Origin of the sequence: Pseudomonas sp. (assembly GCF_030690725.1) — a bacterium.
Classification (GTDB): domain Bacteria; phylum Pseudomonadota; class Gammaproteobacteria; order Pseudomonadales; family Pseudomonadaceae; genus Aquipseudomonas.
On sequence record NZ_JAUYGD010000057.1, the window covers coordinates 1 to 11,525 of the forward strand.

The window sequence follows — 11,525 nt, forward strand, 5'->3', positions numbered from 1 at the left end:
CCAATGATGTACCTGGCGTTGTCCTACGATCACCGCCTGATTGATGGTAAGGAAGCCGTGACCTTCCTGGTGACCATCAAGAACTTGCTGGAAGACCCGGCGCGTCTGCTGCTGGACATCTAAAAGCCAGTTTCTCCCACGGCGGCCCTTTAACCAGGGCCGTCCGGTTTATTCGAGAAGGAATACGTTATGACCCAGAAATTCGACGTGGTAGTCATCGGTGCCGGCCCTGGTGGCTATGTAGCCGCCATCAAAGCAGCTCAGCTTGGTTTGAAGACTGCATGCATCGAGAAGTACCAGGATAAAGAGGGCAAGGTTGCGCTCGGTGGTACTTGCCTGAACGTCGGTTGCATTCCGTCCAAGGCGCTGCTGGACAGCTCCTGGAAATACCACGAAGCGCACGAAGGTTTTGCCATTCACGGTATCGAAGCCAAAAGCGTAACCATCGACGTGCCTGCGATGATCGGTCGTAAAGCCAACATCGTGAAAAATCTCACCGGCGGCGTCGCCGGCCTGTTCAAGTCGAATGGCGTGACCCTGCTCGAAGGTCACGGCAAGCTGCTGGCGAACAAGCAGGTTGAAGTCACCGGTTCCGACGGCAAGACGCAGATCGTCGAAGCCGAGAACGTGATTCTGGCCTCTGGCTCCAAGCCAATCGACATTCCGCCGGCTCCGGTCGATCAGGACGTGATCGTTGACTCCACCGGCGCCCTGGAATTCCAGAGCGTGCCGAAGAAGCTCGGCGTGATCGGCGCTGGCGTCATCGGTCTGGAACTGGGTTCGGTCTGGGCGCGTCTGGGTGCTGAAGTGACTGTGCTGGAAGCCCTGGACAAGTTCCTCCCGGCTGCCGATGAGCAGATCGCCAAAGAAGCGCTGAAGACCTTCACCAAGCAGGGCCTGAACATTCGTCTGGGCGCTCGTGTGACCGGTTCGGAAGTGAAGAAGAAGCAGGTAACTGTCAACTTCACCGACGCCGAAGGCGAGCAGAAGATTGTGTTCGACAAGCTGATCGTTGCCGTCGGCCGTCGTCCGGTGACCACCGACCTGTTGGCTGCCGATAGCGGCGTCGACATGGACGAGCGTGGTTTCATCTTCGTTGACGACCAGTGCGCCACCAGCGTACCGGGTGTTTACGCCATTGGTGACGTAGTGCGCGGCGCGATGCTGGCTCACAAAGCCTCGGAAGAGGGCATCATGGTTGCCGAGCGCATTGCTGGCCACAAAGCCCAGATGAACTACGACCTGATCCCATCGGTTATCTACACCCATCCGGAAATCGCATGGGTTGGTAAAACCGAGCAGCAGCTGAAGACCGAAGGCGTTGCCGTTAACGTCGGCACCTTCCCGTTCGCAGCCAGCGGTCGCGCCATGGCGGCCAACGACACTGGCGGCTTCGTCAAGGTGATTGCGGATGCCGCGACCGACCGCGTACTGGGTGTTCACGTGATTGGCCCAAGCGCTGCCGAACTGGTTCAGCAGGGTGCAATCGGTATGGAATTCGGCACCAGCGCCGAGGATCTGGGGATGATGGTGTTCTCCCACCCGACGCTGTCCGAAGCGCTGCACGAAGCTGCTCTGGCAGTGAATGGCCATGCCATCCACATCGCCAACCGTAAAAAGCGTTAACAGCAAGCGTTAAGTCGTTGTTTGTTTGAGCGGATGCCTTCACCGGCGTTGTGTACCGGTGAAGGTGCAGCTCAACAGGAAGAACCACGGCCGACTGCCCGCGTACAGCTCAGGTTTTGCGCGGAACGTCAGCCGGATTGCTCCAGAAGCAGTCACAGGTGGTGCGGCATCACAAGTGCAGCACCGTATGCGCAATACCTAAACGAAGACGGTAGACAAGCATGAATCTCCACGAGTATCAGGGTAAGCAGCTGTTCGCTGAATACGGCCTGCCCGTATCCAAGGGCTTCGCGGTAGACACCCCGGAAGAAGCCGCAGCAGCCTGCGAAAAAATCGGTGGCACCGAGTGGGTCGTCAAGGCTCAAGTCCACGCTGGTGGCCGTGGTAAAGCGGGCGGCGTGAAGCTGGTGAAGAGCAAAGAAGACGCCAAAGCCTTCGCCGCCAACTGGCTGGGCAAGCGTCTGGTGACTTACCAGACAGATGCCAATGGTCAGCCAGTGACCAAGATCCTGGTCGAGTCCTGCACCGACATCGCCAAGGAACTCTACCTGGGCGCGGTCGTTGACCGTTCCAGCCGTCGCATCGTGTTCATGGCTTCCACCGAAGGTGGCGTGGACATCGAGAAAGTTGCGCACGATACCCCTGAGAAGATCCTCAAGGCGACCATCGACCCGCTGGTCGGCGCTCAGCCGTTCCAGGGCCGCGAGCTGGCATTCCAGCTGGGCCTGGAAGGTGATCAGATCAAGCAGTTCACCCAGATCTTCGTTGGCCTGGCCAAGCTGTTCCAGGACTATGACCTGGCTCTGCTGGAAGTGAACCCGCTGGTGATCAAGGCTGACGGCAACCTGCATTGCCTCGACGCCAAGATCAACATCGACAGCAACGCCATGTACCGTCAGCCGAAGCTGCGCGCCATGCACGATCCGTCCCAGGACGATCCGCGTGAAGCCCACGCTGCCAAGTTCGAACTGAACTACGTAGCGCTGGAAGGCAACATCGGTTGCATGGTCAACGGTGCTGGCCTGGCCATGGGCACCATGGACATCGTCAACCTGCACGGCGGCAAGCCAGCCAACTTCCTCGACGTAGGTGGCGGCGCAACCAAAGAGCGCGTGACCGAAGCCTTCAAGATCATCCTGTCCGACAGCAACGTGGCTGCCGTACTGGTGAACATCTTCGGCGGTATCGTTCGTTGCGACATGATTGCCGAAGGCATCATCGGCGCAGTGAAAGAAGTCGGCGTGAAAATCCCGGTTGTCGTCCGTCTGGAAGGCAACAACGCTGAACTGGGCGCTAAAGTCCTGGCAGAAAGCGGCCTGAACATCATCGCGGCAACCAGCCTGACCGACGCTGCTCAGCAAGTCGTCAAAGCTGCGGAGGGCAAGTAATGAGCGTCCTGATCAATAAAGACACCAAAGTTATCTGCCAGGGCTTCACCGGCTCGCAGGGTACTTTCCACTCCGAACAAGCCATTGCTTACGGCACCAAGATGGTTGGCGGCGTGACTCCGGGCAAAGGCGGCACCACTCACCTGAACCTGCCGGTGTTCAACACCGTGCGTGAAGCAGTTGAGCAGACTGGCGCCACCGCCAGCGTGATCTACGTTCCGGCTCCGTTCTGCAAGGACTCGATCCTTGAAGCGGCCATGGGCGGCATCAAGCTGATCGTCTGCATCACCGAAGGCATCGCGACCATCGACATGCTCGAAGCCAAGGTCAAGTGTGACGAGCTGGGCGTGGTCCTGATCGGCCCGAACTGCCCAGGCGTGATCACTCCGGGCGAGTGCAAAATCGGCATCATGCCGGGCCACATCCACTTGCCAGGCAAAGTAGGCATCGTGTCGCGTTCCGGCACCCTGACCTATGAAGCTGTTAAGCAGACCACTGACGCCGGTTTCGGTCAGTCCACCTGCGTCGGCATCGGTGGTGACCCGATCCCAGGCTCCAACTTCATCGACATCCTGAAGCTGTTCCAGGAAGACCCGAAGACCGAAGCGATCGTGATGATCGGTGAGATCGGCGGTTCGGCTGAAGAAGAAGCTGCTGCTTACATCAAGGCCAACGTGACCAAGCCAGTAGTGTCCTACATCGCTGGTGTAACCGCTCCGGCGGGCAAGCGTATGGGCCACGCCGGCGCAATCATCTCCGGCGGCAAGGGTACTGCAGACGAGAAGTTCGCAGCCCTGCAAGATGCCGGTGTGAAAACCGTGCGTTCCCTGGCTGACATCGGCAAGGCCCTGGCCGAGCTGACCGGTTGGGAAGTGAAAAAAGCCTAAGGCTTTTTGAGCTGAAAAAAGGCCACCTTCGGGTGGCCTTTTTTATTGCGGCCAGGGGGAACTGTTGTTGATGCGACAGCTTTTTTCACCAGTCCGACAGCCTGACCTGTGCCAGTGCCGCTTGCGCGTCAATTTCGTTAGGCTTGCAACTATTAGCGCCTGCTCCGCCATAAGCGGCTCAGGGTGCTGCAGTGGCCCCGCTTAACCGGTTGGGTGACGTTTCCCCCGATCCATCGGGAAACCCTCGGAACTTTCGGTTTTTAACTTGCAACTTTCTGCCTGTGGTATTCCCTTCTATGACTCGTTTGAAAGGCTCGGATCTCCTGGCCCTCGGCTTTATGACTTTTGCGCTGTTCCTGGGCGCCGGCAACATCATCTTTCCGCCCAGCGCCGGTATGGCGGCGGGTGAGAACATCGGCCTGGCGGCACTGGGCTTTCTGCTCACGGGCGTCGGTTTGCCGCTGCTGACCATCGTTGCCCTGGCGCGCGTCGGTGGCGGTATGGCGCTGCTCACCGCACCGCTGGGTAAGCGCGCCGGTGTGCTGTTTGCGGTCGCGGTGTACCTGGCCATTGGCCCGCTGTTTGCCACGCCGCGCACCGCTGTGGTGTCGTTTGAGATGGGCGTTGCGCCGTTCAGCGGCAACAGCAGCACCGCGTTGCTGCTCTATACCCTGGCCTACTTTGCAGCAGTGCTGTTCCTGTCGCTGAATCCTGGGCAATTGGTTGATCGCATCGGCAAATACATCACCCCGGTGCTGCTGGCGGCGCTGCTGGTTTTGGGCGGCGCGGCGCTGCTGGTTCCAGCAGGGGAGATCGGTCAGGTTTCGCCGGATTACCAGAGCACGCCCTTTGTGCAGGGTTTTCTGCAGGGCTACCTGACCATGGATACCCTCGGTGCACTGGTGTTCGGCATCGTGATTGCTACTGCGATTCGTGACCATGGCGTGACCGATGGCAAGCTGATTACCCGTTACTCGGTGATCGCCGGCCTGATCGCCGCAGTCGGCTTATCGCTGGTGTATCTGGCGCTGTTCTACCTCGGTGCGACCAGCCAGGGCATTGCCGGTGAAGCGCAGAATGGCGTGCAGGTGCTTACCGCCTATGTGCAGCACACCTTTGGCACGGCTGGCAGCCTGCTGCTGGCCGTGGTTATCACCCTGGCCTGCTTGACCACGGCTGTTGGTCTGTTGACCGCCTGTGGCGAGTTCTTCAGCGGCCTGTTGCCGGTTTCCTACCGCACGGTGGTGATCACCTTCGGTTTGTTCAGCCTGCTGGTAGCCAACCAGGGCTTGACGCAGTTGATCAGCTTCTCGATTCCGGTACTGGTCGGTCTGTACCCGCTGGCCATTGTGCTGGTGGCGTTGAGTCTGCTGGATAATCTGTGGTGTTCGCCTGCGCGGGTATTTCGCCCGGTGATGGCCGTGACCTTGGTGTTTGGCCTGGTTGACGGGATTGCCGCAGCCGGCGGCAAGGCGCTGATCCCGAGCTTCTTCAGCCAATTGCCATTGGCCGACCAGAGCCTCGGCTGGCTGTTGCCGGTGCTGCTGACCCTGGTGCTGGCTGTTGCAGTGGATCGTGTGTTGGGCGTGCCGAAAACCGCCGCCGCCTGAGTTCTGCTGTTTAGCCCCGTTGTTTACAAAAGGCCGCACACTGAGCGGCCTTTTTGTTGGCCAGCTGAAAGCCAGGCCTGTCTATAATCGGCGCAGGTTAACAAGGAGTTTGCATGCCAATCAGTGACTACTACCTGCCGCACCTGCTGGCCGTTCTCTGGTTCGTCGTCTGCTGGGCCGGCTACACCCGCTACGCCCAGGCCAAGGGCCGCACCACGCCGTGTCTGGCCAGCGTGCTGCACCTGTACCGCGAAGACTGGATGCGCCGCATGTTGCTGCGCGACAACCGTATCGCCGATGCCAACGTGATCGGCAACCTGGAGCGCAACGCGTCGTTCTTTGCTTCCAGCACCCTGATCATCCTCGCCGGTATCCTCACCGTGCTTGGCGCCTCTGACCGCGCGGTGTCGCTGCTCGCCGATCTGCCCTTTGTCCAGGCTGCCAGTCGCGAGCTGTCCGAGGTCAAGTTGCTGTGTCTGGGTGTGGTGTTCGTCTACGCCTTCTTTACCTTTAGCTGGTGCATGCGTCAGTACAACTTCGCCGCCGTGCTGGTGGGCTCTGCGCCGATGGTCGGCGAACGGCATGTGACGGAGCAGGAGCGAAAAGCCTTTGCCGAGCGCACCGCGCGAGTGATCTCGATGGCCGCCAACCAGTTCAACCAGGGTTTGCGCGCCTATTACTTTGGCATGGCGACGCTGGCCTGGTTTATCAACCCATGGTTTTTCATGCTGGTCAGCGCAGGTGTGGTATTGGTGTTGTACCGCCGCGAGTTTCATTCCGATGTACTGGAAGTGATGGTCTATACCCAGACCCCGGCGTTCGAATCGCCCAAGGAGAAAAGCGAATGAGCATCCCATTCTGGTGCATCTTTATCAGCGCATTACTGATCTTTATCGCCAAGGCCCCTGTGGCCAAGGCCATGGCGAAGGAGGGTGACGGTCACTACGATAACCACCATCCACGCGCTCAGCAAGCGCGCCTGACCGGCTTTGGCGCGCGTGCCCTGGCCGCGCACTTGAACAGTTTCGAGGCGTTTCCGCTGTTTGCCGTAGGCGTGCTGATGGCCCATGTGACCAACAACCACGGCGTACTGGTGGATATATTGGCGGTGACCTTCGTCGTGGCGCGGATGCTCTATCTGTTTTTCTACTGGGCTGACCTGCACTGGCAGCGCAGTGTGGTTTGGGTGGTTGGGCTGCTGTGCAGCCTGCTGCTGATGCTGGTTCCGGTGCTTTGATTGCGCCATAAACAAACAAGCCCGCATTAAGCGGGCTTGTTTGTTTTAGCTGGAGGGCTTACTGGCCGTCGACAGCATCTTTGACTTCATCGCCAGCATCTTCGATGGCATCAGCTGCATCATTGGCAGCATCTTCGATTTTCTCGCCAGTGGTTGGCTCGGTGCCCATCACTTCATCGGCTTTCTGCTCAATGGCTTCGCCGGTTTCTTCAATGGCATCACCCATGGATTCGATGGCTTCAGCAGCGGATTCCTTGGCCGACTCTGCTTTGTCTTCCGGGGTTTTTTCGCAAGCTGCCAGGCCGAGCATGGCGGCGAGAAGCAGGGCATAGGTGAATGGCTTTTGCACGGTTAGTACTCCTTGTAATGTGGAAATCAATGCCTGGTTTCCCAGCCATGGCCATTAAACAGCGCGGTTTCGCCGAAGTTCCCCATTAATTTGCTGGTGTTCTCATCAACGGGCTGCCTTCGTGGTGTCGGGCTCTGTGTCAGGGGGTATCATGCTCACCCTTTGTACAGTTGTCCTGAGTCTGAAGTCATGAGCGATTCCCCTATTGTTGCGCGGGCGCAGCGTTTTCTATCGGTTCTGCGTCATTGCCAGGTGCTCGGCATAAGTGTGCACAGCGCCGATGCGCAGGGGCTGATCCTGCGCTTGCCCTACAGCCCGCAGATTGTCGGCAACCCGGAAACCGGAGTGATCCACGGTGGCGCCATCACCACGCTGATGGATACCACCTGCGGCATTTCCACCGTGTGCGTGCTGCCTGAGTTCGAAATCTGCCCGACCCTCGACCTGCGCATCGATTACATGCGCCCGGCCGAGCCGAACAAAGATGTATTTGGTTTCGCCGAGTGCTATCGGGTGACCGAGAACATCATCTTCACCCGCGGCTATGCCTATCAAGACAACCCCGATGAGCCGATTGCCCATGTGGTTGGGGCGTTTATGCGCATGGGTAAGCCCGCCGATCTGCAACGCACCGCCAAGGGGACCGGCCAATGAGCACGCTGAATCTCAACCAGCTGGTGCGCGAAGCCCACGAGCAGAACAACTACGACTCACTGATCAGCCTAATTCCCTACGCCAAGTTGCTCGGTATCGAGTGCCTGCGCCTGGGCGATGACATGGTGTTTCGCCTGCCGGCCAACCAGGACAATATCGGTAATCCGACCTTGCCCGCACTGCATGGCGGAGTGATCGCCGGCTTTATGGAGCATTCGGCGATGCTGCACCTGTTGATGTTTATGGGCATTCCACATTTGCCGAAAATCATCGACTTCTCGATAGATTACCTTCGCGCCGGCCATTATCGTGACACCTTCGTGCAGTGTCAGGTGTGGCGCCAGGGTCGTCGGGTCGCCAACGTGGCCATCACCGCCTGGCAAACCAACCAGACCGAGCCGATTGCTACGGCGCGGGCGCACTTTAAGGTCGATGAGCCTTAAGGCAGCCGGGTCTGCGGATAACCCCTCGTTTAACCATCGCTAAGGAATACTGAATGGATGCGCTGCTGATTCTGGGTGGCTTGCTGCTGATACTCGCCGGGTTGGTCTGGCTGGTGATGCGCGCCTTTGCTACCAGCCTGCTGTGGGGCTGGGCCAGTTTCCTGCCGCCGTTCACCTTGCTGTATGTGTTGCGCCATTGGCGTTCGGCGCGGCCAGCCCTGGCCTTGGCCAGTTTGGGGATTATTCCGTTGGTGGTCGGCCTGACCTTGCTGGCCAGTCACGATGCGCAGCGTCTGGAGGCCATCCTCAGCCTCAAATGGCTCAAGCCCGAAGTGCAGGCGCCAGCCGAGCTGGCCATCGACCTGCGCGGCCAGTTGAATGGTCGGCCATTCGCGCCGCAACAGGCCGAGTTGCTCGATGGCGTGCTGAGTTTGCGTGAGGGCCAGGATTTCTTCGCCCAGAGCGAACTGGTGATTCGTCTGCCGAAAGTCGACAAAGGCCCGGTGCGGGTCGATGTGCTGCCGGCCGATGAAGGCATACTGCCGGAAGTGGAAATCAGCTGGTTACTGCCCGAGCAGGAGTTGCCTGAAGCGCGGCGCTTGAGCCGTGGCTACACCCTGCATCTGGATTTGCAGCCACTGGCGCCGAACAAGCTGGTCGGGGATTTCCACCTGGTATTGCCGCCGCAGTTCAAAACCACCCTGAGCGGCAAGCTTGAGCTGTTCCGCAATGGCCTGCGTTACCAGGGCGATAAAGTGGATCGCCAGTTCGACTCGGTCGATACCGTCAGCCATGTGATTCAGGATTACTTGGAGCGCCGCTTTGCCACTCGCCAGGTGCAGTTGCAGCCCATTGGTAACCTGAACTTCCCACTGCAGAGCCTTGATCTGAACGTCCAGGCGCGGATCAATGGCGAGCTGCAACAGTTGCCGATCCTGCTGCAGAAACAGGACCAGCGTGGTTGGCACGTTGCTGCCGATAGTTTTCCGCCATTGCCTAGCGCATTGGCGCCGGCCGTTGCCGAGGACAAGCCGGCAGCAGTGGCAACGGTCGCTCCGGAGCGCGTCAGCCGGCCTCTGGATCGACGCGTGCGCTTCAGCCTCGACGGCTTGCTGCGCAGCCCCAACCGCTATGCAAACCTCAGCATGCGTGCGACCACCGAGCGCGGTAACAGTGCCGAAGGGCGTTTCCATGGTATCGATCAGGATGGACGGATCATCCTGCGCCAGCGTATGAGCGGCCAGGGTGAAGTCAGCTACAGCCTGCTGCCGGAAGAGATTACTCGCATCGAGTTGCTTGAGCCTTAAGCCAAGCACTTGAAATCCCACAACATGCCCCCACCTGTATGACATCCGCCGTACTGCGGCTTCGTCAACAACGTGGAGTAAGAGAGCATGAGTGTGGAAACTCAAAAAGAAACCCTGGGCTTCCAGACCGAGGTGAAGCAGCTGCTTCACCTGATGATCCATTCGCTGTATTCGAACAAGGAAATCTTCCTTCGCGAACTGATTTCCAACGCATCGGATGCCACCGACAAGCTGCGCTTTGAAGCGCTGGCCAAGCCTGAGCTGCTGGAAGGCGGCGCTGAGCTGAAAATCCGCGTCAGCTTCGACAAGGACGCCAAGACCGTCACCCTCGAAGACAACGGCATCGGTATGAGCCGTGAAGACGCCATTACCCACTTGGGCACCATCGCCAAGTCCGGTACCGCTGACTTTATGCAGCACCTGACCGGTGACCAGAAGAAGGATTCGCACCTGATCGGTCAGTTCGGTGTGGGCTTCTACTCGGCCTTTATCGTCGCCGACAAGGTTGATGTGTTCAGCCGTCGCGCTGGCAGCCCGGCCAGCGAAGGCGTGCACTGGTCGAGCAAAGGCGAGGGCGAGTTTGAAGTTGCCACCGTTGAAAAAGCCGAGCGCGGCACGCGTATCGTCCTGCACCTGAAAGCGGCTGAAGACGAGTTCGCCGATGGCTGGCGTCTGCGCAATATCATCAAGAAGTACTCCGACCATATCGCCTTGCCGATCGAGCTACCTAAAGAGTTCCATGGCGAAGAGAAGGACAAGCCAGCAGAAGTTGAATGGGAAACCGTCAACCGTGCCAGCGCCCTGTGGACCCGCCCGCGTACCGAGATCAAGGACGAGGAATACCAGGAGTTCTACAAGCACATCGGTCACGATTTCGAGAACCCGCTGAGCTGGAGCCACAACAAGGTCGAAGGCAAGCTGGAATACACCTCCTTGCTCTACACCCCGGCCCGTGCGCCGTTCGATCTGTATCAGCGTGAAGCACCGCGTGGCCTGAAACTCTACGTGCAGCGCGTATTCGTCATGGATCAGGCTGAGTCCTTCTTGCCGCTGTACCTGCGCTTTATCAAGGGTGTGGTCGACTCCAACGACCTGTCGCTGAACGTCTCTCGCGAGATCCTGCAGAAAGATCCGATCATCGATTCGATGAAGTCGGCGCTGACCAAGCGCGTGCTGGATATGCTGGAAAAACTGGCGAAGAACGAGCCCGAGCAATACAAGAGCTTTTGGAAGAACTTCGGCCAGGTCCTCAAGGAGGGCCCGGCAGAAGACTTCGCCAACAAGGAGAAGATCGCCGGTCTGCTGCGTTTTGCCTCTACCCGCACCGAAGATGGTGAGCAGAGCGTCGGTCTGGGCGAGTACATCGCGCGCATGGCCGAAGGTCAGGACAAGGTTTACTACCTGACTGGCGAATCCTATGCCCAGGTGAAGAACAGCCCGCACCTGGAAGTGTTCCGCAAGAAAGGCATCGAAGTGCTGCTGCTCACCGACCGTATCGATGAGTGGCTGATGAGCTACCTGACCGAGTTCGACGGCAAGCATTTCGTCGACGTGGCCCGTGGCGATCTGGACCTCGGCAAGCTGGATTCGGAAGAAGACAAGAAGGCCCAGGAAGAAGTCGCCAAGGCCAAAGAAGGTCTGGTCGAGCGCCTGAAAACCGCACTCGGTGAGCAGGTTGCCGAGGTGCGCGTCTCGCACCGCCTGACCGACTCGCCAGCGATCCTGGCCATTGGCGAGCAGGACCTGGGTTTGCAGATGCGCCAGATCCTCGAAGCCAGCGGGCAGAAGGTGCCGGACTCCAAGCCGATCTTCGAATTCAACCCGGCTCACCCGTTGATCGAGAAGCTCGATGGCGAGGCTGACGAAGATCGTTTCGCCGACCTCAGCCATATCCTCTTCGACCAGGCTGCCCTGGCTGCCGGCGACAACCTGAAGGACCCGGCCGCTTACGTGCAGCGTTTGAACAAGCTGCTGGTCGAACTCTCCGCCTGATCTGCGTAAACCCAAAAAAGCCCGCGAAAGCG

At 59.0% G+C, this 11,525-nt stretch carries 12 protein-coding genes; 11 read left to right on the forward strand and 1 reads right to left on the reverse strand.

The window, feature by feature from the left end; translation table 11 throughout:
• From Q8O69_RS14070 to Q8O69_RS14100, 7 genes are all read left to right on the forward strand, one after another.
• The coding region (locus tag Q8O69_RS14070) for a 2-oxo acid dehydrogenase subunit E2 (RefSeq protein WP_305592995.1) at positions 1-123 on the forward strand (123 nt) is incomplete at its 5' end.
• 66 nt (positions 124-189) lie between these two features.
• Positions 190-1,626, forward strand: a complete 1,437-nt coding sequence (gene lpdA / locus Q8O69_RS14075; protein ID WP_305592935.1) for a dihydrolipoyl dehydrogenase — start codon at positions 190-192, stop codon at positions 1,624-1,626.
• 221 nt (positions 1,627-1,847) lie between these two features.
• Positions 1,848-3,014, forward strand: a complete 1,167-nt coding sequence (sucC, locus tag Q8O69_RS14080; protein WP_305592936.1) for an ADP-forming succinate--CoA ligase subunit beta — start codon at positions 1,848-1,850, stop codon at positions 3,012-3,014.
• Complete coding sequence (gene sucD, locus Q8O69_RS14085; protein ID WP_090242057.1) at positions 3,014-3,901, forward strand: succinate--CoA ligase subunit alpha; 888 nt, start codon at positions 3,014-3,016, stop codon at positions 3,899-3,901. Before sucC ends, sucD begins: the two co-directional genes overlap by 1 nt.
• Positions 3,902-4,197: 296 nt before the next feature.
• Complete coding sequence (gene brnQ, locus Q8O69_RS14090) at positions 4,198-5,511, forward strand: branched-chain amino acid transport system II carrier protein (RefSeq protein WP_305592937.1); 1,314 nt, start codon at positions 4,198-4,200, stop codon at positions 5,509-5,511.
• 113 nt (positions 5,512-5,624) lie between these two features.
• Positions 5,625-6,359: a DUF599 domain-containing protein gene (locus Q8O69_RS14095; protein WP_090253295.1), complete on the forward strand. Its 735-nt coding sequence runs from the start codon at positions 5,625-5,627 to the stop codon at positions 6,357-6,359.
• On the forward strand, positions 6,356-6,748 hold the full coding sequence (locus Q8O69_RS14100) for an MAPEG family protein (RefSeq protein WP_305592938.1): 393 nt from the start codon (positions 6,356-6,358) through the stop codon (positions 6,746-6,748). The genes Q8O69_RS14095 and Q8O69_RS14100 overlap by 4 nt, the downstream gene beginning before the upstream one ends.
• Before the next feature lie 58 nt (positions 6,749-6,806).
• Here Q8O69_RS14100 and Q8O69_RS14105 read toward each other — a convergent pair whose 3' ends face one another.
• Positions 6,807-7,097, reverse strand: a complete 291-nt coding sequence (locus Q8O69_RS14105; RefSeq protein ID WP_275962795.1) for a hypothetical protein — start codon at positions 7,095-7,097, stop codon at positions 6,807-6,809.
• A 189-nt stretch (positions 7,098-7,286) separates the two neighbouring features.
• Here Q8O69_RS14105 and Q8O69_RS14110 point away from each other — a divergent pair, with 189 nt between their 5' ends.
• The 4 genes from Q8O69_RS14110 to htpG all read left to right on the forward strand — a co-directional run bounded on the left by Q8O69_RS14110 (position 7,287) and on the right by htpG (position 11,493).
• Positions 7,287-7,751 (forward strand): PaaI family thioesterase, encoded by a 465-nt coding sequence (locus tag Q8O69_RS14110; protein ID WP_305592939.1) that lies wholly within the window; start codon positions 7,287-7,289, stop codon positions 7,749-7,751.
• Positions 7,748-8,194 (forward strand): PaaI family thioesterase, encoded by a 447-nt coding sequence (locus Q8O69_RS14115; RefSeq protein WP_090253305.1) that lies wholly within the window; start codon positions 7,748-7,750, stop codon positions 8,192-8,194. The genes Q8O69_RS14110 and Q8O69_RS14115 overlap by 4 nt, the downstream gene beginning before the upstream one ends.
• 53 nt (positions 8,195-8,247) lie before the next feature.
• Positions 8,248-9,501, forward strand: coding sequence for an MFS transporter (locus tag Q8O69_RS14120; protein ID WP_305592940.1), 1,254 nt, complete (start codon positions 8,248-8,250; stop codon positions 9,499-9,501).
• Between the two features lie 87 nt (positions 9,502-9,588).
• Positions 9,589-11,493, forward strand: coding sequence for a molecular chaperone HtpG (gene htpG / locus Q8O69_RS14125; RefSeq protein ID WP_305592941.1), 1,905 nt, complete (start codon positions 9,589-9,591; stop codon positions 11,491-11,493).
• Positions 11,494-11,525 lie beyond the last annotated feature (32 nt).